Origin of the sequence: Nonlabens ponticola (genome assembly GCF_003966335.1) — a bacterium.
Classification (GTDB): Bacteria; Bacteroidota; Bacteroidia; order Flavobacteriales; family Flavobacteriaceae; genus Nonlabens; species Nonlabens ponticola.
The window spans coordinates 1,119,546-1,146,247 of sequence record NZ_CP034549.1; the positions used below are offsets into that span (position 1 = coordinate 1,119,546).

The window sequence follows — 26,702 nt, forward strand, 5'->3', positions numbered from 1 at the left end:
GTTATCAAGAAACTTGAGTTACATACCGTCGTCCACTTATATGACGATATTGATGAATTAGATCAAGACAGCCGCGATCTGATGAAAGAAGCGATTGTAGCTAGATCAAATGCCTATGCGCCATATTCAAAATTCACGGTAGGTTGCGCCATTAAATTAGATGATGGTACTATAATTCACGGTAACAATCAAGAAAATGCTGCGTACCCATCAGGTTTGTGTGCAGAGCGTGTGGCAATATTTGCTGCAGGCGCTAACCATCCAGGTAAGGCGATTGTCAAAATGGCCATCACTGCAAGCGGCATCGACAACAAGTTTACTAAGCCAGTACCACCATGCGGCGCCTGTCGTCAAAGTATTGCAGAATATGAGATGCGCCAGCAACAACCACTAGAATGTTATTTCATGGGTGCTAGCGGCAACATCGCTCATGTAAACAGCCATAAAGAATTGCTACCCTTAGCATTCGACAAAAAGTACCTATAACGTTTTCGCATTCTTTTCGTTTCGCATAGGTTTTTCTTTCCGTTTTTATAGGCTATTTTTGTTAGTGCATCACAGGATAATGATCGTTCATTGTTTGGGTGTTTATGATAGTTACGCTTTCGCGAAAGCATAATAACAACAATCTTTTTTACATGAAAAAAGTCGATAAGGAAGTATTATTAAACTGGTATGAAGAGATGCTCTTCTGGAGAAAGTTTGAGGACAAGCTAGCCCAGGTTTACATACAGCAAAAGGTGCGTGGATTCCTGCACTTATACAATGGTCAAGAGGCAATTCTTGCAGGCGCGTTGCATGCGATGGACTTATCAAAAGACAAGATGATCACGGCTTACCGTAATCACGTACAGCCTATAGGTATGGGCGTTGATCCTAAGCGAGTCATGGCAGAGCTTTATGGTAAGGCTACTGGAACATCCCAAGGTCTAGGTGGTTCCATGCATATATTTTCTAAAGAACATAATTTCTACGGTGGTCATGGTATCGTTGGTGGACAAATTCCATTGGGTGCTGGTATAGCCTTTGGCGACAAGTATCACGATCGTGATGCGGTAACTTTAACCTTCTTTGGTGATGGTGCTGCGCGTCAAGGATCGTTACATGAAACATTCAACCTTGCCATGCTATGGAATTTACCGGTGGTATTCTGCGTAGAAAACAATGGTTACGCAATGGGAACAAGTGTTGCGCGTACCGCAAACCATACAGAGATCTGGAAGCTAGGTCTAGGTTATGAAATGCCTTGTGGACCTGTGGACGCCATGGATCCAGAAAAAGTTGCTGAGGCGATGCATGAAGCGATCGAAAGAGCAAGATCTGGTGGCGGTCCTACATTTCTTGAATTGAAGACGTACCGTTATAGAGGTCACTCCATGAGTGATGCTCAAAAGTACCGTACTAAAGATGAGGTTGCCGAATACCAAAAGATCGATCCAATCACTCAGGTAAAAGAGCGATTATTGGATCAAAACGGCGTGAAGGAAGCGGACATTAAAAAGATCGATAAAAGAGTTAAGGAACGCGTTGCAGAGTGTGAGAAATTTGCCGAAGAGTCACCGTTCCCAGATAAGAATGTGATGTACGATGCTGTTTATGAGCAGGACGATTATCCATTTTTACCAGCAAAATTATAAGCAATGGCAGAGATTATAAACATGCCGCGATTGAGCGACACGATGGAAGAAGGTGTTGTAGCATCATGGCTCAAGAAAGTAGGCGATAAGGTAGAAGAAGGTGATATCCTTGCGGAAATTGAGACCGATAAAGCCACAATGGAGTTTGAGTCGTTCTATGAAGGAACGTTATTGCATATAGGTGTTCAAGAAGGTGAGACTGCTCCTGTAGATCAACTACTTGCGATTATAGGTGAAGAAGGCGAAGATGTACAAGCTTTGCTAGACGGCAATGCTGGCGGCGATGACGATAAGAAAGAAGATAAAAAAGACGAGAAGTCAGACAACAAAGAATCTAATAGCAATGATTCTGAAGAGGATAATTCAGACGATTCAGAAGACTCAAGTTCAGATTCAGACTCAAGTTCCGCTGATCTTCCTGATGGTGTAGAAATCATTACCATGCCGCGATTGAGCGACACGATGGAAGAAGGTACGGTTGCTTCATGGCTCAAAAAAGAAGGAGATAAGGTTGAAGAAGGCGATATTCTTGCCGAAATTGAGACCGACAAGGCAACCATGGAGTTTGAATCATTCCACGAGGGTACATTGTTAAAAATCGGTATTCAAGAAGGTGAGACTGCTGCGGTAGATAGTTTACTAGCCGTCATAGGCCCGGAAGGAACAGATGTTTCCAGTATCGATATGAAATCATCAGGTTCATCATCTAACAGTAAAAAGTCTGAGAAGAAAACTGACTCTGAAGCTGAGGACAAAAAATCGGACGATAAAAAAGAAGAAGAAAAAAAGAGTTCTTCAAGTACAAAAGCAACGGCAGATTCTAAACCAGCATCTACACCAGCATATGGTGATGTGCAATCGCAAAGTCATCCAGATGCATCTGGTGCTGGCAGTGATGGTGAACGCATTTTTGCATCACCGCTTGCCAAGAAAATGGCAAAGGATAAAGGTATAAACCTATCCAATGTAAAAGGTTCTGGTGAAAACGGTCGTATTACCAAAAAAGACATTGTAAACTTCAAGCCTGGTAGCGCACCAGCAGCTGGTCAAGCACAAGCATTTGAAGCCGTAGGCACTGAGACTTGGGAAGAAGTTCCTAACTCACAAATGCGTAAGACGATTGCAAAGCGCCTAGGTGAATCAAAATTCAAAGCACCGCATTACTATCTAGGTCTAGATTTAGATATGGACAATGCTATTGCAAGCCGCAAGGCCATCAATGAATTACCTGATACTAAGATCAGTTTTAACGACATGGTGATCAAGGCAGCAGCCATGGCACTGCGCAAACACCCTAAGGTCAATACATCATGGACTGATAAAGCTATTAGGATGGCAAAGCACATCCATATAGGTGTTGCCGTGGCGGTTGAAGATGGTTTGCTGGTTCCAGTATTACCGTTTGCAGATCAAATGAGCATGCAACAAATAGGTGGTAAGGTCAAGGAACTCGCTGGTAAGGCACGTTCTAAAAAGCTGCAACCTAAAGAAATGGAAGGCAGCACGTTTACTATTTCTAACCTGGGAATGTTTGGTATTACAGAGTTCACCTCTATTATCAATCAGCCTAACAGTGCGATAATGTCAGTAGGTGCCATTGTACAAAAGCCAGTTGTCAAGGATGGACAGATCGTTATAGGTAATGTGATGAAGATTACACTTGCCTGCGATCACCGTACCGTTGATGGTGCAACCGGTGCCGCATTCCTGCAAACGTTCAAAGCCTATATCGAGAATCCTATCGTGATGTACGTATAGAATTTTATTTACAACAGTAAGCCGATCTTTGGATCGGCTTTTTGCTTTATAACGGTTAGTGCCGTTTGCTTTTATTATTTTTAGAAAAATCAATTTTAGTTATGAAAAATCTCTCAGTTTTAATCGTTGCGTTGATTCTAGCATCTTGTGGTACGTCCAGGCGCTTGGAAAAAATGGATTTGGCTACTGCCAAGATCAAGGAGCGTAAGGTCTATTTACCTACTGCAAACCCTACTCAAATTGCCATTGACGTTCAATATTTATCTAGTGATGAGCTCAATGGTCGTGAGACTGGCACAAAAGGCATTGAGATGGCCGCAGACTATCTTAAGGAAAGACTTCAAACAATAGGTATTGAACCATACGGTTCAGGCTATTTTGATGCATTCAGCTCTGGTGATCTCAAAGGTTACAATGTGGTTGGGATGTTACCAGGTAGCGATCGTGAATTGATGAAAGAAACCATCGTGATAGGTGCACACTATGATCACATAGGTATCATCAGTGCTGTTGATGGCGATAGTATTGCAAATGGCGCTAATGACAATGCAACGGGAACCGCAACGGTGTTGGCCATCGCAGATGCTTTCAAAAAACTGGACTTCAATCGTAGAAAAGTAGTATTTGCATTATTCTCTGCCGAAGAAAAAGGACTCATAGGCTCAAGAAAGCTTGCTGAAAAAATGAAAGCCAATGGTGAGAATGTCGTTGCCATGATCAATTTTGAAATGACGGGAACGCCTATGGTTGATAAAGAATACATCACTTACCTAACAGGATACGATACTTCTAATATGGGTGAGATTTTTAATCGTGAGTATGAGAAATTCAAAGTGACTGAAAAACTGGAAGCTGCTGCTAAAATGAATCTCTTCCGCAGGTCCGATAACTATAGTTTTTACGAGGTGTTCAAGATACCAGCGCAGACTTTCTGCACCTTTGACTTTACCAACTTTGATCATTATCATCAGGTAGGAGACGATATATCACAGGTTAGTGCTAGGCACATGGCAGACGTTGTCAATGCTGTTATGCCAGGTCTTTTTGAGATTATCAATGATGAGGTACCCGTTTTGACAGCTGCTATCGATGAGTAAAAACGTCGTTATCACAGGAACCAGTCGCGGCATTGGTTTTGAATTAGCTCAGCTATTTGCTAGCGGTGGTTATAAAGTGTTTGCGCTTTCGCGAAAGCAAAATAGCATCCAGCAACTGGACAACTCAAACATCACAGCCATTTCATGCGACCTCGCAGATGAGAGTAGCATCATTGAGTCTGTAGAGCAAATTGAAAAAACCGTTGATCAAGTCGATATTCTGATTCATAACGCAGGAATGCTAGTCAATAAACCCTTTGCAGAACTAAGCAAATCTGACTTTGTGAATTGTTATGAGGTCAACGTTTTTGGAGTAGCGCTGTTAACACAGAAGCTACTGACATTATTGCACGACGCATCGCATGTAGTAGCCATAAGCTCTATGGGTGGTATCCAAGGTAGTGCCAAGTTCCCGGGTCTTGCAGCCTACAGCAGCGCAAAAGGTGCGGTCATAACGCTTTTTGAACTATTGGCAGAAGAATATAAAGAATCCGGTCCATCATTCAATACACTAGCTCTAGGAGCCGTACAAACCGAAATGCTTGCCGAGGCTTTCCCTGGATATGAAGCACCACTGCAACCTAAAGAAATGGCTCAATATATCATGGATTTTGCGCTTACTGGTACTAAGTTTTATAATGGTAAAACACTTGAGGTGAGTAGTAGTACGCCTTAAGAATATCGAATATTGAATAACGATCAACGATTTTTGATTGGAGATTTTTGATATTTGAATTAATGCGATAGACGTCTTAATCAATCCTTTCCATTGCCAGCAGAATTCTCTTCCTGAATTCAAATTTTGAACCTAATTCTTCCATAATAATTAGCTGTCACCAATCTTCAAACTACAATAACCGATAACCGATAACCGACAACCACTAACTACTCACCACTTTAATTTTCCCTTTCACAATCTCAGCAAGTTTGCGGGCTTTTTCAATATCGTCTGCGACAATCGTGACATGTCCCATTTTTCTAAAGGGCCTGGTTTCTTTTTTACCGTAAATATGTGGTGTGACGCCATCCATGGCAAGGATCTCGTTGATGCCGTCGTAAACGACGTTGCCTGTATGACCTTCGGCACCTACTAGGTTGACCATGACTGCCGGCAGGACCGTATCTGTAGAACCTAAAGGAAGGTCCAGTACACAGCGCACATGTTGCTCAAACTGATCAGTCACAGCTCCTTCAATACTGTAATGACCAGAATTGTGCGGTCGTGGTGCGACCTCATTGACTAGTAATTGGTTGTTTTGAGTCAAGAACATTTCTACCGCTAATAATCCTACATGATTGTAGGCATGTGAAACCTGTAAGGCAAGTTCGCGTGCTTGTTTTGCGATGTTATCATCTATTCTCGCTGGACATAATACATATTCAACTTGGTTAGCTTCTGGGTGAAATTCCATCTCTACTACTGGATAGGTGGTCATGTCACCACTAGCATTGCGTGCAACGATGACAGCAAGCTCTAGTTTGAAGTCGATCATGTCTTCATAGATACATTCCTGATCAGGCAGGTCATTTAAATCATCTTTAGAACGTATGACTTTGACGCCTTTGCCGTCATAGCCGCCTTCGGCACTTTTCCAGATGTATGGAAAGCTGCGATCCGTAACCTTTGGCGTTTCTAGGACTTCAAAAGGTGCGGTAGGAATATTGTACTCTTGATAAAAGGTCTTTTGGGTAGCCTTGTTGCGTATCAGGTTCAGGACCTTGGAACTAGGTGAAACGGCAACGCCTTCTTTTTCCAACTGCTCTAGCGCATCAACATTGACGTTCTCAATCTCGATGGTAAGCACATCAACTTGCCGGCCGAATTCCAGCACGGCCTCGTAGTCCATGATGTCTCCTTCAAAAAAAACGGTGCTGCCCTCAAAAGCTGGCGCCGTATCGTGTTTGTCCATGACATAGGTCTGGATATCCCATTTGCGCGTTGTGTACAGCATCATCTTGCCCAATTGACCACCGCCTAGAATACCCAACCTGAAATCTGAAGAAAAAAGTGTTTGTCCCATTTTCCAAAAATAACTTTTATCATTCTTAATCTTAAAATTTAAGACGCGTTAGTGATTGTAGTGAAAATCCTTTTTAATGCGAGCGCAATAAGCGATCGTATCAAAAAGATTGTAGCGCAAAGTACGGCCGCAGGCAACGCCCAAATGATCACCGATCCATTCTTCAAAGCAATCGCAAATGGCTAATTTATTATACAAACGAACTCTAAAATGACTTTTTCTTAATCCTTATCTTTGCTCAAAATTCCCTGCGTTGATCAAGATTCACGACCTGTATTTCAAACCATTTTTATCGGCTCACGAGATACAGCAGGCTGTGGAAAACCTCGCCTATCAAATCAACCGAGATCTCAAGGACTCACGTCCCATTTTTATAGGTGTGCTCAACGGTAGCTACATGGTGCTGGCAGATTTGACACGCAAATTCCAGGGTGACTGCGAGGTCGCGTTCTTGCGAACGAGTAGTTATGAGGGCACGCAATCTACAGGAACCATCAAACTGGATATCGAGTTGGATGTTGACCTAAAGGATAGAACGGTGATCGTGGTAGAGGATATTGTGGATACGGGTTTGACGGTTGATATGCTTTCGCGAAAGCTGAATTCCCACCAGCCTGCAGCACTACACATTGCGACCCTATTTCTCAAACCAGATGTGTACAAGCGAGACTTTAAAATCGATTATGTAGGACAGAATATCGAGAACAAATTTGTCGTGGGATACGGCATGGATTATAATAACTTAGGGCGCAACCTGCCCGAACTTTATGTACAAACTTCACGCATGAAAAACATTGTATTATTTGGCCCACCAGGTGCTGGAAAGGGAACACAAGCAGAACGTCTCAAGGATAAATACGGGCTGGTGCATATTTCTACCGGCGACGTTTTTAGATACAACATCAAGAACGAGACTGAGCTGGGAACGCTAGCAAAATCATACATGGATAAGGGTAATCTTGTACCAGATGAGGTGACTATCAAGATGCTCAAGGCTGAAGTTGAGAAAAATCCAGAAGCTAATGGTTTTATTTTTGACGGTTTCCCACGTACTGATGCTCAAGCAAAGGCACTTGATGAATTACTACAATCGCTGGATACCGAAGTGAGCGGCATGGTCGCTCTAGAAGTTCAGGATGATGTACTGGTAGATCGTTTGCTAGAACGCGGCAAGAGTAGCGGTCGTCTTGATGATGCTAATGAAAAGGTGATTCAGGATCGTATTGCAGTCTATTACAAGCAAACGGCACCACTTAAAGAGTTCTATCAAAACCAGCGTAAATACTATGGTGTCGATGGCGTAGGTAGCGTCGATGAGATCACTGATCGATTGAGTGTGGAGTTTGATAAGCTGTAAGAATTCAATTACCTTAATCAGATTAAAACCTCTAAAAAGGACTAATTGAATTTAAGCATATGTCAAAATCTCTACCCGCATTAATTATATTTTTTCTGATAAGTTCTTTAGGTAGCTCGCAGATAAAGAATGATCTGACTTTTGAATCTTCTATTGGTGAAGCATTTGAAAAGTACAGTGTTTTAAGAAGTAACGATCCAAATGAATATGTTCTTGGCATCGTCTATTTTGACGCGACTGCAGGAATGTCATTTCGTTATCTAGGAAACCTAAATGCTCAAGATGATGATACTCTCCAATTTGAAGGTATTCCTAATGGGATGATGATTATGCGTATAGAGTCAAATTGGAACAAATCTCATATTCTTTCTGACGACGATGTAGCAGTTTTAAAACTAGAGGAAGATTTTGTCACCAGTTTAAGTGGTTTATTAAAAAATTACAATCCTGAGAAGAAGGATTTGAAATATAAATATGATTTAGGATTTGCGTTCAATCACTCAGGTGATGGCAACGCAGCTTTACCATACTTAATGGAAGTTCATGCTGAGGACCCATTATACGAGAGGCTGCCGTTTGAAATAGCTTTTGCGTACAATGCAAGCGGACAGTATGATAAGGCACTAAAATTTATAGATTCAAGCGATGTAATTGTGACTGAAGATATATTGCTATTGAAAGAGTTGAACTTTGCCTATGCAAACTCAGATCAAATAGATAAGTCCATAAAATTATATGATGAATTAAAATCAAAGGACTTTGAAAAAGAGTTAAAAGCAGAAATTGCCTTCAATATCGCAGGGCATTATTTCAGGTCTTTAAACAGAGATGAATTTCTCAAATGGAAAAAAGAAACTAATACCTACAACAACACTCAATTAGATGGTATTCTTGATCAATTAGAAGCGCAATTAAAGATTGAGATAGAGAAAAGCACTACGGGTGAAAACTAGTATTGCAATTTTAAGAGGTAAAAAATAAGTAGTTGCGAAAACAACCGAAAACGTTTTCGTAAAACATTTAGTTCTGTTAGAGCAACTTGAGTTGATCTAGTTATTTTTAACAGAACTTTTTATTTTAATTAATTATGAAAAAACTTTTACTTTTTTGTGCATTGATATTCAGTGCAATGGCCCTGAACGCCCAGACGATTGGTATTGTGGGACCAGCTGCCAATGGATGGCCTGGTGATGACAATTCAACGCCAGATATAGAGCTTACCGACAATGGTGATGGTACACATACTATTGAAGGCTTGACGCTAAATACCGGTGCGGCAAAATTTAGAACCAACAAGAATTGGGATGAGCCTAACTATGGTGGTGATACATTCCCATCAGGAAATGTGACTGGCGGTAATATCCCTGTAGCAGCTGGCGTCTATGATATTACGTTGGATTTAAATAGTAATACCTATACTTTTGAAGACGTCTCAACATTTACTGAGATTGAACTAGTTGGAACTGCAGATGGTGACACAGCTTTTGAAATGGCTACTACTGATGGTGTCAACTATACATTGAGCACTACTCAATTGGGTGATACTATGCTACAATTTAGAGAAGTGGGAACAACAACAACTTACTCTTCTGCTGATTTTCCATCTGGTACTGCTACAGAAGGTGGTGAGGCGATCAATTCAACTAGTGGTTTTTACAATGTTTCATTTAATCTTGAGACTCTAGCCTATTCTTTTGATATTCCGTCTATAGGTCTAGTAGGTCCAGGCGCCGCTGGATGGCCTGGAGAAGAGAATCAGACACCAGACATCATGATGTCAAGTGAGAATGGAGATGTTTATGTGCTAGAAGATCAGGTAATTAATGATGGTGATATCAAGTTTAGACAAGATCAAGACTGGAGTGTCAATTGGGGTGGCACGGCATTCCCAGAAGGCCCTGCAGTTTTGAACAGTGGCGATAATATTCCTGCTACTGCTGGCACTTACGATATTACCTTCTCAAGGTCTAATTCTACTTATACGTTTACATCATCAACCGCATCAAATGATGATGTAGCTTTTGCTGGTTTCAAAGTATATCCTAATCCATCAAGTGATGTATGGGTTTTTGAAAATCAAAATGAATTGATTGCTGGAGTTTCTGTATATGATCAAACAGGTAAACTAATTTACGAGAGCGACGACAATGCATTGCGTACTCAGTTCAACGCAGGTAGTTTGAGTACTGGATTATACATTGCTCAAGTAACACTTGCCAATGGCTCCCAAAGAGCGATACGATTGCTCAAGAAGTAATTCATCCTTAATCGTTATTCAAACCGCATCTAGCCACATCTAGATGCGGTTTTTTATTGATTCAATCCTTGATTTGCCCTAATTGATGTATGCTTTAAATTGTACGTATTTTTGCAAACTGAAAGAACTTAACCTATTACTGCATATTGTATGCATGGTCATTTTAGGAATTGTTCAAATTTTCAATCTAAGTTATGACTGAAGGAAATTTTGTTGACTACACTAAAGTAAACCTTGAATCTGGTCGTGGTGGTAAAGGCAGTACGCACTTGCACCGTGAGAAGTACATCGAGAAAGGTGGTCCAGATGGCGGTGATGGTGGTCGTGGTGGTCATATCATATTGCGCGGGAATAAAAACCTGTGGACGCTGTATCATTTTAAGTATAAGCGTCACTTCAAGGCAGCTCAAGGTGGCAACGGTGCAAAACAACGCCGTACAGGAGAAGATGGTGAGGACATTTACATTGATTTACCGTTGGGAACTGTCGTACGTGATACAGAAACTGGTAAGATCGTTCACGAGGTACTGGAAGATGGTGATGAGTTTATCATCTGTGAAGGTGGATTAGGCGGTCGCGGTAACTGGCACTTTAAAAGTTCCACGCGACAAACGCCACGATATGCACAGCCTGGAACTGAAGGTCAAGCGGTAGACGTGACTTTTGAACTTAAAGTTCTTGCAGATGTAGGTCTGGTAGGATTTCCTAATGCTGGAAAGTCAACGTTGCTATCAGTTCTTACCGCTGCAAAACCTAAAATTGCCAACTATGAATTTACCACGCTTAAACCTAATCTAGGAATTGTTGAGTACCGCGATTTTCAAACATTTGTCATTGCCGACATTCCTGGTATAATTGAAGGCGCTGCCGAAGGTAAAGGAATAGGTCACCGGTTCTTAAGACATATAGAACGTAATTCTACGCTCTTGTTTTTAATCCCAGCAGACTCAGACGATATCAGTGCAGAGTATGAGATACTACTCAATGAGTTGCGCAAATACAATCCAGAAATGCTGGATAAGGAACGATTTGTAGCTATTTCTAAAGCAGATATGCTAGATGAGGAACTCATGGAGCAAATGCGAGAGGAGCTAGACAATCAAGGTGCCTTTAATGGTGCACCATACATGTTTATAAGCTCGATAAGTCAATATAATATGCAACAGCTCAAGGATCGCTTGTGGCAAATGCTTAATGAAGAATAAATGATTATGAAATCAATTTTACTAGTTATCGCTCTTTTTCTCACGGCAAATTTCAGCGTCGCTCAAGATTATTTAGGAACCTGGAGTTTTCAAAGTATTGATACAGCTTCTCTTGATGAAGAAATTCCAGAAGAGACAATCACTACATTATCAGCTGTATTTCAGTTTTTGAAGGTTACTATAAATCCTGATGAAACTTTTGAGATCTCGATGATGGGTCAATCAGACTCTGGATCGTACACCGTTGATGGTGACCAACTTTTACTAGGTCCTTCAAGTGAGAAGTTTACCGTCAAAGAAAATGGCCTTGCTCAACTACAGATGGGAAACGCACGATTGTTATTAAGCAAAGGCGCCATTGACGTACCGGCTAAAAAATACATTCTAAAGGACGATTATGAACCTATCGCTTTTACTGCAAAACAATTAGTCGGTAAATGGAAATCCCTAGAAGTCAAAGCTTCTGCTATTGAGGAATCGCCAGAAATGACTGAAACCATGCTAGCAACACTAGAGACGGAATTTAACGAGGACTTTTCGGCAAGTTTTGGAGCGTTGGGATTCACCCAAGAGTTGATATGGTCTCAAGGTGATGCTGATGGTATACTGCTATTAGGTATAGAAGGATCAGAGCCAAAGACCTATGAAATTAACTTTGTAGATGAAAGTCACCTCATGATGACACTTGTCAAGACAGGAACCATCCTGTATCTAAAGAAGCAATAAACTATTTAGGCTACACAAAATTCATGCAGAATTGGTGGTGATTCTCATTTACGCTTTCGCGAAAGCGTGATCAAATACAAACTTCTAAACACCAAATTGCCTAAAGTGATGATCTAGATGCTTCCACTGTAGAGTGCCCCATTGATCTTTGGTGAAGTGTCCAAATACAGGATGAGGTCGACGGTCTTCATTGTCACGGTCGTACCACAACTCTTGCATCCATTGATCTAGCTTTTCTTTCTCGCTTGAAAAGTCATAATTGTCAGTGGCTTGAAAGACTTTAGGAGTAGGCGCATTTCTCTTAAAGGGTTTCTCGCTGTACATCATCTTTTTAAACAGCAATTTGACAATCCAGTTAGGTTTCATGTTGAACTTATCTTTCCCTAGAGCTGTTTGAATAGGATATTGACAATGCTGAAACATTTGTGCTGCATTCATCTTTCCCCATTCTGGTTGTGCGCTAGACTCAATCTGTTGTAGTCTAGCTCTCAGTTCTTCATAGGTTTGCTGTTCAAAAAATGATTTCATTTTCCAATCTTTTTATAAGTTACGCTACAAGTTTTTCAGGTTAGCTTTTAATTTCTTAGCCCTTTTTGCAAATTCATTAATATAGTCAACGTCCTCATCTGAATAATTTATGGAGGTTTCTAAAAGCACCGAATCCTTCAAAATCAAGTATGTGGCTTGCCATATCTTCTTTTGCTCCTTCCAAAAATTCTGTTTGATTTCACTGTAGACCAATGTGTCGTTTTTGTAGTAGTAATTCTCATAAAAATAAAGATCATCATTGCCACCGGTATACTCAACCATTGCCATCTTATGATTGTCCATGTTGAATACTTCAAGGTAAGATCCACCAGTAGGTTTATGCCAAAGAATTTTGTTCTTTCGATATTTATGAAAAGTATGGTGAGCGTGAGAGCCTTTAATTAATTCTACAGATTTTATTGAATCCACATATTGCAAAATTTCATCAACCTCGGAATCTAGAATTGAAGATTGTGCGTAAAGAAAATATGCGTTAAATAGAAATACGAGGCATAATCCTAAAGTCTTTAAATTCAGTTCAGAGCAATATGTTTGGAGTGCTTTATTCATAAAGTAAATACGCTTGTCGCATCTCGTTGTATTCTTTCAATCCGTCTTGCCATGTAGATGTAATTTCTTCTGCGCTCATGCCTTTCTCTATTTGTTCTTGCAGTACGGTTGTTCCTGCCAACTTGGTAAAAAAGTCATTAAAGAAAGCTTGTTTGTAAGGCGCCTTGCTATAGGCATCGACTAGAAATTCTAATTCGATTTTATCAAGTTTAGGATAATCACGCAAATCAACGCCAAAACATCGTTTCCCGTTAAACATTGGTCTTTTGGCACCTACATTAGGCGTTGGTGTGAATGAGAAATCACGATACTTTGCCAGCGATGGTGATCCATAAACTTGAAACTGCATGTTAGTACCACGACCTACACTAACATCAGTCCCTTCAAAGAAGCATAGGCTGGGATATAAATTGATGGATTGAGCATTGGGTAGGTTAGGCGATGGCGCGATAGGCAATTCATAGGGTAAGTCACGGTTGTAATTTTTCATGGCGATCACCTGCAATTTGCACTGCTCGCCATAAGGCAACCATTTTTCGCCATTGATCATTCGTGCATATTCACCTATTGTCATACCATGAACCACAGGCACCGGATGCATACCTACAAAACTCTTATGCTTAGGTTCTAGGATAGGTCCATCGATGTAATTACCATTGGGATTAGGTCTGTCAAGTACGATGAGTTGTTTTTTATTTTCTGCACAGGCTTCCATGACATAGTGCAGCGTTGAGATGTATGTATAGAATCTTGCACCTACATCTTGTATATCAAACAGGATAATATCCACATTATCTAATTGATCTATTGTAGGTTTCTTGTTAGCACCGTAAAGGGAAATGATAGGCAAACCGCTGCGCTTGTCAATTCCATCTTCAATAGCGGCACCAGCATCTGCCGTGCCTCTAAAACCATGTTCTGGAGCAAAAACCTTGACCACATCAACGCCTCGATCCAGTAAACTATCCACTAGGTGTACATATCGTACTTGTACGTTGTCATCCCATGTAGCTCTTTCCTCGACCGTATGGCTATTAATCACGCTGGTTTGATTGCCTACAATGGCAATTCTCTTTCCTTTGAGTAGCGGCAGCCAATCATCAACTCGATCTGCTGCTGGTACAGCAATGTTTTGGAGTGGATTGACCTTGGTGATCGACTTAGTTTGAGAAGAGACTTTAGGGTTATCGACAGCATCTTTTCCTTGGGTTTTATTTTTGTTATTGATGCTGGCATCGCAGGATTGCAGCATCACGGCCATAAGGATTATGGTATATTTGAATACTTTAAAAGAAGGATTGAATCTAGAATATTTCATAGCGCGTCGAGTACAAAGTAGTACCGCTTATAAAAATAGCGTAAGCGCACCGATAATTAAAATTGCCATCGCTGCAATTGCCATAGGTATGATCGTTATGATCATCGCCGTTGCCACAGGTGTTGGTCTGCAAAAAAAGATCAAGGAAAAGGTGAGTGCATTTAACGGCGACATAAGTATCTCGTTATTTGATCGCAATAACAGTATTACAACCACAAGACCTATCTCTCGTGATCAACCTTTTTACCCAGATTTTAACGAGGTGCCTGATGTGAGCCATGTGCAAGCGGTAGCTACCAAGGGCGCCATGATACGTACCGCAACAGATTTTGAGGGCGTGATTCTTAAAGGTGTTGGCACAGATTATAATTGGGATTTGTTTGATGATTTTATCATTGCGGGAACGCGCCCAGATGTAAGCCTAGAAAAAACATCTAAGGACATCCTCATATCAGATGATATCGCACGCCGGCTCAATCTCAAAGTAGGTGACAAGGCTCGCACCTATTTTATGAAACCTAATGAAGAGCCCATAGGTAGAGCATTCACCGTTTCAGGTATCTATGATAGCGGTCTTGAGGAATACGACACGAAATTCATTATCGGCGATTTGCGCAACATCCAGAAGATCAATAAGTGGCAGGATGATGAGGTCGGTAAGTTTGAAGTTTTCGTCAACGATTTCAATGATATCGATCGGATAGGTCGTGAGGTATATCTGGAAGTACCACAACTGCTGGATGCTCGCACGATCAAGGATATGTATCCCACAATTTTTCAGTGGTTGGCATTGCTGGATGGCAATATCTACGGCATCATTGGCATCATCTTGATTGTCGGTATCATTAATATGATTACGGCGTTGCTGGTGTTAATATTGGATCGCACAGCAATGATAGGATTGCTCAAATCGCTAGGTGCGACAGACTGGAACATCCGCAAGGTCTTTTTGTACAATGCCATGAGTTTAATTCTGCAAGGACTTTTTTGGGGTAATTTAATAGGATTGGGATTGGTGGCAATTCAATATTTCCTGGCGCCGCTCACGTTGGATCCAGCGACCTATTATGTTTCACAAGCGCCCGTTTACATCTCTTGGTGGCATGTGTTGTTGCTCAATTTGGGTACGATCACCATTTGTCTTCTTGTATTGATCTTACCTACACTAGTCATTAGTCGCATCTCACCAGTAAAGGCTATGCGCTTTGAATGATTTTATGTGAGTTACGCTTTCGCGAAAGCTAACAAACCCAACTTCACTAGACTAAATAACAAACATTGATGTAGCAATTACCTGCCTGCAAAATCCTAAATTTGCAGCGCAAAATTATTTCATGAAATACGCTGAAAATATCCTTGAAACCATAGGAAACACGCCACTAGTAAAGATGAACAAGTTGGTAGAAGATTTACCATGCTTGGTGCTGGCAAAATATGAAACCTTCAATCCAGGAAACAGCGTCAAGGACCGTATGGGTCTTAAAATGATTGAGGACGCAGAGGCCGACGGACGCCTCAAACCAGGCGGAACCATCATTGAAGGAACCAGCGGCAACACAGGAATGGGACTCGCACTAGCTGCCATTATAAAAGGCTACAAGCTTATATGCGTTCTCAGCGACAAACAATCCAAAGAAAAGATGGACATCCTCAAAGCAGTAGGTGCACAAGTTCACGTATGTCCTACAGATGTCGCACCAGACGATCCACAAAGCTATTATTCTACCAGCAAGAGATTAAGCGAGGAAATACCTAACTCATGGTATGTAAATCAATACGATAATCCTTCCAATTGTAAAGCACATTACGAGAGTACCGGTCCAGAAATCTGGGAACAAACTGATGGTAAAGTAACTCACTTTGTAGTAGGTGTAGGAACCGGCGGTACGATTTCAGGAGTAGGGACTTATTTAAAATTGCAAAATCCAGACATTAAGGTTTGGGGAATTGATACTTATGGTAGTGTGTTTAAGAAATATCACGAGACAGGTATTTTTGATGAGAATGAGATCTATCCTTATGTTACTGAAGGTATAGGCGAGGATATCCTACCACTCAACGTGAGATTTGAGGTTATCGATGGCTTTACCAAAGTAACTGATAAAGATGCTGCCATCTACACACGCAGACTGGCCAAAGAAGAAGGTATGTTCTTAGGGAACAGCGCAGGAGCGGCGATCAAAGGATTGTTACAAATCCATGAGCAAACGCCATTTACTAAGGACGATGTCGTGGTGATATTATACCACGATCACGGCAGTCGTTATGTAGGTAAATTCTTCAACGATGAATGGATGGCCCAAAAAGGCTGGTTAGAAGAATAGGATCACCTAGACTAAGTCTATAATTGCTAGTGTTTGATTACTATGCTCTAAATTAGCATGTCAAGACAGGCATCAATGCAAGAAGATTTCATCCACTACTTATGGAAGTTCAAGAAATTATCTGGCCTGGCACTGCATACAACTACAGGTGACCCAATAGTGATCAAATCACTAGGTAGCCATAATTTTCACTCAGGTCCGGACTTTTTTAATTCTAGGCTATTGATAGGTAATCAATTATGGGCTGGTAATGTAGAGATGCATATCAAGGCGAGCGACTGGTACAAGCATGGTCATGATGACGACCCTGCATATGACAACGTAATCTTGCATGTAGTGTGGAAACACGATGCCGAAATCTCTCGTCGTGACGAGGTCAATATTCCCGTATTAGAAGTTTCTAGGTATGTTCCTGATGAACTCATTATTTCCTATACTAAGCTATTTGCTTACAAGAACAATCAGTTCATCAATTGTGAGAAATCCATAGGTAGAGTAGATCAATTTCATGTAGATCAATGGCTTGATAAACTTTTTATTCAACGTCTAGAGCAGCGTTATCACAAGATCATTAAATCCCTTGAAATGAATAATGGCGATTGGGAATCGACATTTTTCCAGTTGCTATGTCGCAGTTTTGGTACTAAGGTCAATGCAGATGCTTTTGAGCAACTCGCCACAAGTATACCGCAATCTACATTGAGGAAACTTGCTACTGACGCTTTCAGCCTGGAAGCTGTCATGTTAGGACAAGCAGGTCTTCTTGACAAGGATCATCAAGATAATTATGCAGGAGAGCTTTTGAGGGAATACGCTTTCGCGAAAGCAAAACATCAACTACAACCTATCCACACACCACTCAAATTTTTCAGACTGCGACCAGCCAATTATCCTACCGTGCGCATCTCGCAATTGGCGCAATTGTATCATCGGAATCCGTTGCTATTCGGAGAATTATTATTGACAAATGATTTAGGTCAAATGAGATCATTGTTTAAGGCGAGAGCTTCTAAATATTGGGATACTCATCACGTCTTTGACAAAGAAACAACCTCTCGCGAGAAATTACTGACTGAGATTTTGATCAACCTTATAATCATCAACTGCGTCATTCCAGCCAAGTTTGCCTTCATCAAGTACCAAGGCAACAATGATTTTGAGCCTTTGCTAGAGCTGATGCGTCAATTACCCAGAGAAAAGAACACTATAGTTACAGGATACAATAAGCTTATTACTGTAAATGATGCGTTACAAAGTCAGGCAGTTTTACAATTAAAACCGAACTATTGCGATGTCAACAAATGTCTGAGTTGTGATATAGGCGTTAGACTTATGACGGCTGGCTCATAGATAATTGTGGACGCGTTTATCTTGCTTAACTTTGTCTTATGCGAATAGTAACAGAATTGCGTCATTACATGGAGAAGTACGGCTTCTATGTCTCAACGCGCATGGCAGATAGATTAGGTATGCGCGCGCGCAACGTGCGCATCACATTTATCTATTTTACGTTTGCCACATTGGGAGCAGGATTTGCTGTTTATCTTGTTATTGCCTTCTGGTTGCGCATCAAGGATTTGATTTATGTCAAGCGCAGTTCAGTTTTTGATTTATAGAACCTATGCGCAGTAAATTATCCATTGCATTTCTATTACTAGCTGGTGTCCTACTCATGGGTGTCGTGGGATACAAGATTTTATTAGATTTATCGTGGGTCGACTCGCTATACATGACTGTCATCACGGTTACCACAGTAGGCTACCGCGAGATGGGTGACCCTAGTGCCAGTGCTAAGTTATTTACCATCTTTATTATTTTGACCAGCGTGGTGATCGTTGGTTATTCAGTATCGGTCATTTCAGAATACTTGTTGAGCCGTAATTCTATAAAATCACGCCGCGAGAGAGAACGAAAAAAATATGTCAAGTCTATGGAACATCATGTTATAGTATGTGGTTACGGTCGCAATGGTAAGCAGGCAGTGGCAAAACTTGAAGATTATAAAAAGCCTTTTGTCATTGTTGAGAAAGAGCAAGAAGTAATTGACAACTGCTATCTCGAGAACAAGCATTTTGTGCGTGGCAATGCTAATGAGGATGAGGTGTTGCTGCAGGCTGGTATTGAGAAGGCCGCCGTTCTTATAACTGCGTTACCAGATGATGCAGATAACCTGTTTATCGTATTGAGTGCACGTCAACTCAATAAAGACCTCAAGATTATCTCGCGCGCTAGTGAAGAAACAAGCTACAAAAAGCTAAAACTTGCTGGTGCCGACAACGTTATATTACCTGACCAAATAGGTGGTCAACATATGGCGTCTTTAATTGTAAGTCCCGACTTAATCGAGTTCTGGGACAATTTGAGCGGTGGCCATGCTGGTATGAATCTAGAACAAATAAGCTTTGAGCAAATGTTTGATCACGAACGTCCTTGTTCTATTATAGATCTCAATCTGCGTCATGAGACAGGCTGTACGATTATTGGCTATAAAACAGTCGATGGTGAATATGTGGTGAATCCTAATCCCACGACTAAGATCGTTCCAGGTTCTAAAATTATCGTTGTAGGTAATGTTGATCAAATCGCAAAACTGCAGAAGTTTTATCGCATCCTAGAATAGGCCTTACATTTCATTAACAAAACTTTTATAAAGCAAGATTTTTATGCATCTTGCTAGCTTTTACAATCAAATAAGCATTATTCCATGAATAAAATTCTTACGGTACTTACTATTGCGTTGACGATGGCTCAAATGTCGTTTGCACAATTAACGGTAGATCATACAATTACTGACGAATCTACAGAGATTAACACATCTGTCATAAAGCTTGATGTTCAAGGTGGTCAGCAGCCGTATAAATATTACTGGTCAGAAAGAAAGATTGACACACTTACAAGCACTATTAAGGGTGCTGAAGAAGGAAAAACTTATTCTGTTAGAGTAGAGGATGCCAGCGGTGCAAGTGTTGAAGAGGTTATTGATGTGCCAGCAGTGTCTTTACCAGAAAAGATGAGTGCGGCATTTGCACCTGTAGTAGGCTTCATGGACAAGTACTTTTTCTTTGATCCATTTCATAGTCTTGGATTATATGATAATAAAGTAAAAGACGCTAACGGTGATGTAGTATTAAACCCTAATGGTACGGTCAAGACTATTAAAGTACCGTTCATGGTTATTTGGTTGATCCTAGGAGCTTTATTCTTTACGTTGCGTTTCGGCTTTATCAACATACGAGGTATCAAACACAGCTTAAAGTTAGTTCGTGGTAAATATGATGAGCCGGATGCTGCTGGTGAGGTGACTCACTTTCAGGCTCTCGCTACTGCTGTTTCAGGTACGGTAGGTCTAGGTAACATTGCAGGTGTTGCCGTAGCGATCGCTACAGGTGGACCAGGTGCGACATTCTGGATTATCCTTGCAGGTTTATTGGGTATGTCTTCAAAATTTATTGAATGTACTCTAGGTGTTAAATATAGAGAAGTAGCCGCAGATGGTACTATCGCTGGTGGACCAATGGAGTATCTCAAAAAGGGATTTGCAGAAAAAGGTCTAGGTGGTCTAGGTAAAGGGTTATCCTTATTGTATGCCATCATCATTATGCTAGCGGCGTTTGCAGCTGGATCCATGTTTCAGGCCAATCAAGCAACCGCTCAACTGGCTAGCGTCATGGGCGTTGACGGTACTGCCAAAACCATTATAGGTGTATGTATAGCGGTGCTGGTAGGTATTGTGATCGTTGGTGGTCTGAAGGGTATCGCAAAGGTTACAGATAAGGTCGTCCCATCCATGGCAGGTCTTTATATAGTGATGTGTTTGATTGTTGTGATCGTTAATATTGGTAGTGTGGGCGATGCCTTTGGTCTCATTATCGATGGTGCCTTTCAATCAGACGCTATCTACGGTGGTGTGTTGGGTGTAATGGTATTAGGTTTCCAGAGAGCGGCATTTTCAAATGAGGCTGGATTGGGATCTGCGTCCATAGCACACTCTGCAGCAAAGACAAATCACCCAGTGGCCGAAGGTTTTGTAGCCCTACTAGAACCATTTATTGACACAGTAGTTGTTTGTACGCTCACAGCATTAGTATTGATTTTCACAGGCGTTTATGCTGATCCATCAGCTCAAGGATCTGCGCTGACTGCGATCGCATTCTCGCAAGTAATCCCAGGAGCAGATTACTTATTGACCATAGCAATTTTCTTATTTGCATTCTCTACAATTTTGACATGGTCCTATTACGGTGTCAAGGCAGCTCAAAGTATTTTTGGAGCCAAGAAGGTAGTGAGTATTGTTTTCAAGATTGTTTTCTTACTTACCGTGGTCTTAGGAGCTTCCATAGGATTGGGAGCCGTAATTGACTTTGCAGATATGATGTTCTTGACGCTGGCCATACCTAACTTGATAGGTCTTTACATGATGTCGGGTGGCGTTGCTAAGGATCTCAAAACGTACTTTAGCAAGGTTAAGTCTGGTGAGATACCGCAGACTAATTAATAAATGACATGAATAAATTTAAATCCCTCTTTTTGTTTCATAGGAGACAGCAAAGAGGGATTTTTGTATTAGTAATTATCCTAGTTATCCTTTTAGGATTTAAGTGGTATCAGTCGCAACAACCACTAGAGCCATTAGCGATTGTAGATAATAGCAAGTTTCAAAAGCAAGTGGATTCCTTAAAGCAAATCGCTGCTAGGAAACGTGATACGATTTATCCTTTCAATCCCAATTACATCACAGATTATCGTGGGTACAAATTAGGATTGAGTGTTCAAGAGTTGGATAGATTGTCACGCTTTCGCGAAAGCGGAGACTTCATAAACTCTACCGCACAATTCCAGCAAGTAACTCAAGTCAATCAACAGTGGCTGGATAGCATCTCACCATACTTTAAATTTCCTGCGTGGGTTACACAGAAGAGTCAACCTAGATATTCCAATAATTATCGTGCGATAAAGGTCATGGATATCAATCGTGCAACTGCTGATGATCTCAAAAAGGTTTATGGGATAGGTCCTGCATTATCAGGACGTATCATCAAAGAACGTGAGAGATTGGGTGGATTTATAGATTTTATGCAGGTACGTGGCGTGTACGGCTTGAGTGATTCTACCATGATCAAGGTGAAGGAGAGTTTTACATTATCGCCTAAGAGCGGCTTCAAAAAAATGGCGTTAAATACGGCAACTAGCGATGAGCTGTTAAGCGTACCTTATTTCAACGACTATCTAGTTGATGCGTTACTCAAGCAAAGAGCACTTAGAGAACGTTTTAATAACTGGGATGAGGTGATGCTTACATCACGTTTCCCACAAGAGAAATTATCACTAATACAGCTATATTTGACGCTGGATTAAAAAGAACCAATTACCCTATGTATCAATCATATTTTAGTGAAGAGCACAACGCCTTCAGACAAAGTTTCAGAGATTTTTTAAATAAGGAAGCCGTTCCTCACATCGATCGATGGGAAGAGACTGGCCAGATAGATCGAGAGATTTTTGAGAAGATGGGTGAGATGGGCTACTTTGGATTATACTATCCAGAAAAATATGGTGGTCTGGATCTTGATTTCTTCTATACCGTAATCTTTCTTGAAGAAATGCAGCGCATCAATTCTGGTGGTTTTGCAGCAGCTATGTGGGTACAAGCATTTCTAGGTGCGCAGCACTTACTTAAAGAAGGCGATGAGCGTATCAAACAGGAATACCTCGTTCCTACACTTACAGGTGAGAAAATAGGATGTTTAGGAATTACCGAGCCATTTGGCGGTAGTGACGTGGCAGGAATGCGTACCACAGCGGTTAAAGATGGTGATGAATGGGTCATTAATGGCTCAAAAACATTTATTACAAATGGTGTTTACAGTGACTATCTAGTTATAGCTGCCAAGACAGATCCAGAGGCAAAAGGTCGTGGTATCAGCATCTTTGTTATGGACCGCGAGACACCAGGAATAAGCGCTACAAAACTTAACAAGCTAGGCTGGAGAGCGAGCGACACTGGCGAGATAGGATTCAATAATGTGCGAATTCCAGCTGAAAATCTCATGGGTGAGCAAGGCAAAGGCTTTCCGTACATTATGCAGCACTTTGCGCTAGAGAGACTTATTATGGGTATTAATTCACACGCTCGTGCAGAGTATGCGATTGAATACACTATAGGCTATATGAAGGAGCGATCGGCTTTCGGACAATCATTAGATAAATATCAAGCGCTGCGCCACAAGCTGGCAGACATGATGAGTGAAGTTGAGATGGCAAAGTGCTTTAACTACAATATCGCTGCCGAGCTGGACAAAGGACTCTATCCAGTAAAAGAGGCCAGCATGTCAAAACTTGTTAGCACAAAAATTGCTGACGAGACAATCAACAGTTGCTTACAATTTCTAGGTGGTTACGGCTACATAGAGGAATATCCACTAGCACGCATGTTGCGCGACAGTAGATTGGGACCAATTGGAGGTGGTACAAGCGAGATTATGAGAGAAATTATTGCCAAAATGACGATCGATGGCAAGGATTATAAGCCTGCTGCAAAATAGGAATTTTGCGATAACGTTTTCGTAGTTTGAATTATCAAATCCTTAGTTTTTACTAGGGATTTTTTACATTATGGTAGTAATTAACCCCTTAAACTAGCATAATGAAAAAATTTAGGCTTCATTTTTTATTTCTATTTGCAGTTTTCGGACTGCTCTCATGCTCTGAAGATATTGAGGAACTAGAAGAAAGTACACAATTAAATCAACCTGTTGTAGAAAGTAAGGCAGCCAGCCCCAATGGTGTTATGATGCAAGCATTTTACTGGGACGTTCCTGCTGGAGGAACCTGGTGGAACACGATTAAAGGCAAGGTGCCAGCGTGGTCAAATGCTGGAATTAACGCTATCTGGCTACCGCCAGCTTCTAAGGCTCAAAACGGCGGTTATTCCATGGGATATGATCCTTTTGACTACTTCGATTTTGGACAGTATAATCAAATGGGAAGTACGCAGACACGCTTTGGATCTAAGAGCGAATTAACTAGCTTGATTACCAAAGCACACCAAAATAACATAAACGTTTATGCGGATATTGTTCTTAATCACAACAGTGGTGGTGCGCTAGAGTATAATAATTTTGCTGGCAGCAATACCTATACAGACTATGCACCAGCATCAGGTATGTTCTATAGGTCTCAATATGATTTTCACCCTAATGATTATCATCACAATGACTCTGGAAAATTTGGTGGGTTTGCAGATTTGTGCCATCATAAAGGTTATGTTCAAGATCAATTGTACCGTAACTCCAACAGTGTTGCAAAATATTATAAGAACGTGATGAAGTTTGATGGCTGGAGATTTGACTATGTAAAAGGTTTTGAACCTTGGGTCATTCAAGAGTGGAATAGGAATGCTGGCGGTTTTAGCGTTGGTGAACTTTGGGACGGTAATGCTGCTACTCTGGAAAATTGGGTGAATCAATCAGGTAGTAGTGCTTTTGACTTTGCGTGTTATTACCGTATGAAAGATGCTTTTCAGGGAAACAATTTATCTCTGCTCAATGGTGATATGTTATTAAAGCGCAACCCTGGCAAAGCGGTGACTTTTGTAGCAAATCATGATACTGACGAGATTTTTAATAACAAATTGTTGGCGTATGCCTACATTTTAACGCATGAAGGATATCCAACTATGTTTTATAGCGATTACGAATCGTGGTTAGATAAAAATAAACTCAATAATTTAATCTGGATTCATAACAATCTGGCTGGTGGTACGACTAGCTATCTTCATGCTGACAATGATGAGTATGTGGCACGTCGCAATGGATATAACAATAATGGTATCATAGTTTATCTCAACATCAGCAACTCGTACAAGGAACGCTGGGTTCAGACAAATTGGGGATCACGTCGTATAAAGGATTACACGGGTAATTCTAATTGGGAGCCAGTAACCCAAGGTAATGGTTGGGTAAAGATCCAGGTACCACCTAATAGTTATACTGTGTGGTCTGTAAAATAATATTGTTGATGATTACGCTTTCGCGAAAGCGTAATAAATAACTTGCAATTAAAGATATTTATGTATTTTTGCCGTCCCAAAGAAAGGAGGTGATGACACTATGTTAATTATACCAGTTAAAGACGGAGAAAATATCGATAGAGCCCTGAAGCGTTTCAAACGTAAATTTGATCGCACAGGAAAAATGCGCGAATTGCGCAGACGTCAGCAATTTACAAAACCGTCAGTTGCAAAACGTGCTCAAAAAATCAAAGCAGAATACATTCAGCACTTAAGAGATCAAGAGAATATCTAGATCATAAGTAAAGAATTTTAACAAAGCGATCAGGTAAAATCTTATTTTTATCTGATCGTTTTTTTATGCAAGAAAGTCAATTTGAAAAATATCTGAGACTAGAAAGACAATATAGTGTCCATACAGTAGAGGCTTACAGTAATGATGTTGCACAGTTCCTTGATTTTGTCACAGAAAATTTTGAAACAGATGCTGCACAGGTCAATTATCCTATGGTGAGGAGTTGGCTTGCTGTACTATTAGAGCAGCAGGTAAGTAATCGTAGCATCAACCGTAAGATGTCGTCCCTCAAGACTTATTTCAAATACTTGCAACTCAGCGGCATTGTCGACAGCAACGTCATGAATAAGCACAAGAGTTTGAAAGTTAATAATAACATTCAAACGCCCATGTCACCAGACGAGATTAAAAGTCTCTTATCACAACCAATAGATGAAACAGACTTTACCGCCGTGCGCGATAGATGTGTCATGGAACTATTATACACCGCTGGCCTGCGACGAGCAGAGCTCATTTCATTGACAATTGCTTCTATTGATCATCAAAAAAAGCAGTTGATTGTAAACGGTAAGCGCAACAAGCAGCGATTGATACCGCTGCTTCCTTCAATGCTAGAAAGGATTAATAATTACAAGGTACTGCGGGAACTCCATTATTCCTCAAGCACCGTTCAGGAATTGTTTATCACTTCAAAAGGCAAACCGATTTATCCTACATTGCTATATAGAATTGTGACTACACAACTAAAAAGCATAAGTAGCAAGACCAAAGTAAGTCCTCATATCTTAAGGCATACGTTTGCCACTCATTTAATCAATAATGGCGCAGAGCTTAATGGAGTAAAGGAGTTGTTGGGTCATGCTAGTTTGGCAAGCACACAAGTCTATACTCATTCCAGTATGGAAGCGCTCAAGAAAGTTCACGCACTGGCTCATCCACGCAATAATAAGAAACGGTAAGTCACCTTAATCTGGAGTCTTTGACTGTAGATGTAAGTCATTTAAAATTTTACTTATAATTTTTTTGGTAATTAAAAAATAGGCTTACATTTGCAGTCCGTTAGAAATAACGGAATTTTTGGTGCCTTAAATTGTACCATAAGCCGATGTAGCTCAGCTGGCTAGAGCAGCTGATTTGTAATCAGCAGGTCGTGGGTTCGAGTCCCTCCATCGGCTCAAGTTTTTTGAAAAATTGAATTAATTAATTTGGGGAGATACTCAAGCGGCCAACGAGGACGGACTGTAACTCCGTTGGGAAACCTTCGCAGGTTCGAATCCTGCTCTCCCCACTTTTTTAATTACTGTGCCGATTTATTGGTGCAATTGCGAGAGTAGCTCAGTTGGTAGAGCGTCAGCCTTCCAAGCTGAATGTCGCCGGTTCGAACCCGGTCTCTCGCTCAAAATAGAGTAATGCCTTTCTTGATTTTAGAATGATAAAGTCATGAAAAAACAGGCCGGTGTAGCTCAGGGGTAGAGCGTTTCCTTGGTAAGGAAGAGGTCACGAGTTCAAATCTCGTCATTGGCTCAAAAGTATTGAAGAAAAAAATAGGTCTTTAGCGAGGCCATTTACAGTATAAGCTGATGTGGTTTGTAGCCAGTTGG

At 40.9% G+C, this 26,702-nt stretch carries 26 protein-coding genes and 4 tRNA genes; 26 read left to right on the plus strand and 4 right to left on the minus strand.

Annotated elements, in window-relative coordinates; all coding sequences use genetic code 11:
- Positions 1-3: 3 nt before the first annotated feature.
- The 5 genes from cdd (at position 4) to EJ995_RS05060 (ending at position 5,168) form a co-directional block, all read left to right on the plus strand.
- Complete coding sequence (gene cdd / locus EJ995_RS05040) at positions 4-486, plus strand: cytidine deaminase (protein WP_126446262.1); 483 nt, start codon at positions 4-6, stop codon at positions 484-486.
- A gap of 152 nt (positions 487-638) precedes the next feature.
- Complete coding sequence (pdhA, locus tag EJ995_RS05045; RefSeq protein WP_126446264.1) at positions 639-1,637, plus strand: pyruvate dehydrogenase (acetyl-transferring) E1 component subunit alpha; 999 nt, start codon at positions 639-641, stop codon at positions 1,635-1,637.
- A 3-nt stretch (positions 1,638-1,640) separates the two neighbouring features.
- Positions 1,641-3,395, plus strand: a complete 1,755-nt coding sequence (locus tag EJ995_RS05050; protein ID WP_126446266.1) for a pyruvate dehydrogenase complex dihydrolipoamide acetyltransferase — start codon at positions 1,641-1,643, stop codon at positions 3,393-3,395.
- Between the two features lie 101 nt (positions 3,396-3,496).
- A complete protein-coding gene (locus tag EJ995_RS05055; protein WP_126446268.1) occupies positions 3,497-4,492 on the plus strand; it encodes a M20/M25/M40 family metallo-hydrolase in 996 nt (331 codons plus the stop codon).
- On the plus strand, positions 4,485-5,168 hold the full coding sequence (locus EJ995_RS05060) for an SDR family NAD(P)-dependent oxidoreductase (RefSeq protein WP_126446271.1): 684 nt from the start codon (positions 4,485-4,487) through the stop codon (positions 5,166-5,168). Before EJ995_RS05055 ends, EJ995_RS05060 begins: the two co-directional genes overlap by 8 nt.
- Before the next feature lie 205 nt (positions 5,169-5,373).
- On the opposite strand, the gene EJ995_RS05065 is transcribed toward EJ995_RS05060, so the two are convergent.
- Positions 5,374-6,513 (minus strand): 5-(carboxyamino)imidazole ribonucleotide synthase, encoded by a 1,140-nt coding sequence (locus EJ995_RS05065; RefSeq protein WP_126446274.1) that lies wholly within the window; start codon positions 6,511-6,513, stop codon positions 5,374-5,376.
- A 60-nt stretch (positions 6,514-6,573) separates the two neighbouring features.
- On the opposite strand from EJ995_RS05065, the gene EJ995_RS13290 reads away from it, so the two are divergent.
- The 6 genes from EJ995_RS13290 to EJ995_RS05090 all read left to right on the plus strand — a co-directional run bounded on the left by EJ995_RS13290 (position 6,574) and on the right by EJ995_RS05090 (position 12,058).
- Positions 6,574-6,699 carry a hypothetical protein gene (locus EJ995_RS13290; protein WP_262707153.1) on the plus strand — a complete coding sequence of 42 codons (126 nt, stop codon included), beginning with the start codon at positions 6,574-6,576 and terminating at the stop codon, positions 6,697-6,699.
- A 67-nt stretch (positions 6,700-6,766) separates the two neighbouring features.
- Positions 6,767-7,870: an adenylate kinase gene (locus tag EJ995_RS05070; protein WP_126446276.1), complete on the plus strand. Its 1,104-nt coding sequence runs from the start codon at positions 6,767-6,769 to the stop codon at positions 7,868-7,870.
- Positions 7,871-7,929: 59 nt separating this feature from the next.
- Positions 7,930-8,823 carry a tetratricopeptide repeat protein gene (locus tag EJ995_RS05075; RefSeq protein WP_126446278.1) on the plus strand — a complete coding sequence of 298 codons (894 nt, stop codon included), beginning with the start codon at positions 7,930-7,932 and terminating at the stop codon, positions 8,821-8,823.
- A gap of 134 nt (positions 8,824-8,957) precedes the next feature.
- Positions 8,958-10,127 carry a T9SS type A sorting domain-containing protein gene (locus EJ995_RS05080; RefSeq protein WP_126446280.1) on the plus strand — a complete coding sequence of 390 codons (1,170 nt, stop codon included), beginning with the start codon at positions 8,958-8,960 and terminating at the stop codon, positions 10,125-10,127.
- Between the two features lie 194 nt (positions 10,128-10,321).
- A complete protein-coding gene (obgE, locus tag EJ995_RS05085) occupies positions 10,322-11,332 on the plus strand; it encodes a GTPase ObgE (protein WP_126446282.1) in 1,011 nt (336 codons plus the stop codon).
- Positions 11,333-11,338: 6 nt separating this feature from the next.
- On the plus strand, positions 11,339-12,058 hold the full coding sequence (locus EJ995_RS05090) for a hypothetical protein (protein ID WP_126446284.1): 720 nt from the start codon (positions 11,339-11,341) through the stop codon (positions 12,056-12,058).
- 84 nt (positions 12,059-12,142) lie between these two features.
- Here EJ995_RS05090 and EJ995_RS05095 read toward each other — a convergent pair whose 3' ends face one another.
- From EJ995_RS05095 to EJ995_RS05105, 3 genes are read right to left on the minus strand one after another with little or no spacing between them, the layout of a single operon-like run.
- Positions 12,143-12,586, minus strand: a complete 444-nt coding sequence (locus EJ995_RS05095) for a DUF1569 domain-containing protein (protein ID WP_126446286.1) — start codon at positions 12,584-12,586, stop codon at positions 12,143-12,145.
- Positions 12,587-12,610: 24 nt separating this feature from the next.
- A complete protein-coding gene (locus EJ995_RS05100; RefSeq protein WP_126446288.1) occupies positions 12,611-13,156 on the minus strand; it encodes a hypothetical protein in 546 nt (181 codons plus the stop codon).
- A complete protein-coding gene (locus EJ995_RS05105; RefSeq protein ID WP_241234694.1) occupies positions 13,149-14,474 on the minus strand; it encodes an exo-beta-N-acetylmuramidase NamZ family protein in 1,326 nt (441 codons plus the stop codon). The genes EJ995_RS05100 and EJ995_RS05105 overlap by 8 nt, the downstream gene beginning before the upstream one ends.
- On the opposite strand from EJ995_RS05105, the gene EJ995_RS05110 reads away from it, so the two are divergent.
- From EJ995_RS05110 to EJ995_RS05180, 15 genes are all read left to right on the plus strand, one after another.
- Positions 14,455-15,687: an ABC transporter permease gene (locus EJ995_RS05110; RefSeq protein ID WP_126446290.1), complete on the plus strand. Its 1,233-nt coding sequence runs from the start codon at positions 14,455-14,457 to the stop codon at positions 15,685-15,687. The genes EJ995_RS05105 and EJ995_RS05110 overlap by 20 nt on opposite strands.
- A gap of 121 nt (positions 15,688-15,808) precedes the next feature.
- A complete protein-coding gene (locus EJ995_RS05115) occupies positions 15,809-16,798 on the plus strand; it encodes a PLP-dependent cysteine synthase family protein (protein WP_126446292.1) in 990 nt (329 codons plus the stop codon).
- A gap of 57 nt (positions 16,799-16,855) precedes the next feature.
- Entirely contained in the window at positions 16,856-18,148 is a 1,293-nt protein-coding gene (locus EJ995_RS05120; protein ID WP_241234695.1) for a DUF2851 family protein, read from the plus strand.
- A gap of 38 nt (positions 18,149-18,186) precedes the next feature.
- Positions 18,187-18,414 carry a PspC domain-containing protein gene (locus EJ995_RS05125; RefSeq protein WP_126446294.1) on the plus strand — a complete coding sequence of 76 codons (228 nt, stop codon included), beginning with the start codon at positions 18,187-18,189 and terminating at the stop codon, positions 18,412-18,414.
- Positions 18,415-18,419: 5 nt separating this feature from the next.
- The gene (locus tag EJ995_RS05130; RefSeq protein ID WP_126446296.1) at positions 18,420-19,418 is read left to right on the plus strand and encodes a potassium channel family protein; all 999 of its coding nucleotides are present in this window, start codon (positions 18,420-18,422) and stop codon (positions 19,416-19,418) included.
- 84 nt (positions 19,419-19,502) lie between these two features.
- Positions 19,503-21,293, plus strand: coding sequence for an alanine/glycine:cation symporter family protein (locus EJ995_RS05135; protein WP_126446298.1), 1,791 nt, complete (start codon positions 19,503-19,505; stop codon positions 21,291-21,293).
- An 8-nt stretch (positions 21,294-21,301) separates the two neighbouring features.
- Positions 21,302-22,153, plus strand: a complete 852-nt coding sequence (locus EJ995_RS05140) for a helix-hairpin-helix domain-containing protein (RefSeq protein ID WP_126446300.1) — start codon at positions 21,302-21,304, stop codon at positions 22,151-22,153.
- 17 nt (positions 22,154-22,170) lie between these two features.
- Complete coding sequence (locus EJ995_RS05145) at positions 22,171-23,340, plus strand: acyl-CoA dehydrogenase family protein (RefSeq protein ID WP_126446302.1); 1,170 nt, start codon at positions 22,171-22,173, stop codon at positions 23,338-23,340.
- A 101-nt stretch (positions 23,341-23,441) separates the two neighbouring features.
- Positions 23,442-24,806, plus strand: a complete 1,365-nt coding sequence (locus tag EJ995_RS05150) for an alpha-amylase (protein WP_126446304.1) — start codon at positions 23,442-23,444, stop codon at positions 24,804-24,806.
- Positions 24,807-24,906: 100 nt separating this feature from the next.
- Positions 24,907-25,101, plus strand: a complete 195-nt coding sequence (gene rpsU / locus EJ995_RS05155; protein WP_126446306.1) for a 30S ribosomal protein S21 — start codon at positions 24,907-24,909, stop codon at positions 25,099-25,101.
- Between the two features lie 65 nt (positions 25,102-25,166).
- Positions 25,167-26,060, plus strand: coding sequence for a tyrosine-type recombinase/integrase (locus tag EJ995_RS05160; RefSeq protein WP_126446308.1), 894 nt, complete (start codon positions 25,167-25,169; stop codon positions 26,058-26,060).
- Positions 26,061-26,202: 142 nt separating this feature from the next.
- Positions 26,203-26,276, plus strand: a tRNA-Thr gene (locus EJ995_RS05165).
- A gap of 32 nt (positions 26,277-26,308) precedes the next feature.
- A tRNA-Tyr gene (locus EJ995_RS05170) sits at positions 26,309-26,389 on the plus strand.
- A gap of 36 nt (positions 26,390-26,425) precedes the next feature.
- Positions 26,426-26,498, plus strand: a tRNA-Gly gene (locus EJ995_RS05175).
- A gap of 55 nt (positions 26,499-26,553) precedes the next feature.
- A tRNA-Thr gene (locus EJ995_RS05180) sits at positions 26,554-26,625 on the plus strand.
- Positions 26,626-26,702: the final 77 nt, after the last annotated feature.

Bases quoted from the DNA above. Each gene is read 5' to 3' on its own strand.
- EJ995_RS05095 (WP_126446286.1), bottom strand. From the start codon at position 12,586: ATGAAATCATTTTTTGAACAGCAAACCTATGAAGAACTGAGAGCTAGA.
- EJ995_RS05140 (WP_126446300.1), top strand. From the start codon at position 21,302: ATGAATAAATTTAAATCCCTCTTTTTGTTTCATAGGAGACAGCAAAGA.
- rpsU (WP_126446306.1), top strand. From the start codon at position 24,907: ATGTTAATTATACCAGTTAAAGACGGAGAAAATATCGATAGAGCCCTG.
- EJ995_RS05060 (WP_126446271.1), top strand. From the start codon at position 4,485: ATGAGTAAAAACGTCGTTATCACAGGAACCAGTCGCGGCATTGGTTTT.
- EJ995_RS05090 (WP_126446284.1), top strand. From the start codon at position 11,339: ATGAAATCAATTTTACTAGTTATCGCTCTTTTTCTCACGGCAAATTTC.
- EJ995_RS05150 (WP_126446304.1), top strand. From the start codon at position 23,442: ATGAAAAAATTTAGGCTTCATTTTTTATTTCTATTTGCAGTTTTCGGA.
- EJ995_RS05115 (WP_126446292.1), top strand. From the start codon at position 15,809: ATGAAATACGCTGAAAATATCCTTGAAACCATAGGAAACACGCCACTA.
- EJ995_RS05125 (WP_126446294.1), top strand. From the start codon at position 18,187: ATGCGAATAGTAACAGAATTGCGTCATTACATGGAGAAGTACGGCTTC.
- EJ995_RS05160 (WP_126446308.1), top strand. From the start codon at position 25,167: ATGCAAGAAAGTCAATTTGAAAAATATCTGAGACTAGAAAGACAATAT.
- EJ995_RS05055 (WP_126446268.1), top strand. From the start codon at position 3,497: ATGAAAAATCTCTCAGTTTTAATCGTTGCGTTGATTCTAGCATCTTGT.
- EJ995_RS05065 (WP_126446274.1), bottom strand. From the start codon at position 6,513: ATGGGACAAACACTTTTTTCTTCAGATTTCAGGTTGGGTATTCTAGGC.
- EJ995_RS05105 (WP_241234694.1), bottom strand. From the start codon at position 14,474: ATGAAATATTCTAGATTCAATCCTTCTTTTAAAGTATTCAAATATACC.
- EJ995_RS05075 (WP_126446278.1), top strand. From the start codon at position 7,930: ATGTCAAAATCTCTACCCGCATTAATTATATTTTTTCTGATAAGTTCT.
- obgE (WP_126446282.1), top strand. From the start codon at position 10,322: ATGACTGAAGGAAATTTTGTTGACTACACTAAAGTAAACCTTGAATCT.
- EJ995_RS05080 (WP_126446280.1), top strand. From the start codon at position 8,958: ATGAAAAAACTTTTACTTTTTTGTGCATTGATATTCAGTGCAATGGCC.
- pdhA (WP_126446264.1), top strand. From the start codon at position 639: ATGAAAAAAGTCGATAAGGAAGTATTATTAAACTGGTATGAAGAGATG.
- EJ995_RS05120 (WP_241234695.1), top strand. From the start codon at position 16,856: ATGTCAAGACAGGCATCAATGCAAGAAGATTTCATCCACTACTTATGG.
- EJ995_RS05135 (WP_126446298.1), top strand. From the start codon at position 19,503: ATGAATAAAATTCTTACGGTACTTACTATTGCGTTGACGATGGCTCAA.
- EJ995_RS05100 (WP_126446288.1), bottom strand. From the start codon at position 13,156: ATGAATAAAGCACTCCAAACATATTGCTCTGAACTGAATTTAAAGACT.
- EJ995_RS05130 (WP_126446296.1), top strand. From the start codon at position 18,420: ATGCGCAGTAAATTATCCATTGCATTTCTATTACTAGCTGGTGTCCTA.
- EJ995_RS05145 (WP_126446302.1), top strand. From the start codon at position 22,171: ATGTATCAATCATATTTTAGTGAAGAGCACAACGCCTTCAGACAAAGT.
- EJ995_RS05050 (WP_126446266.1), top strand. From the start codon at position 1,641: ATGGCAGAGATTATAAACATGCCGCGATTGAGCGACACGATGGAAGAA.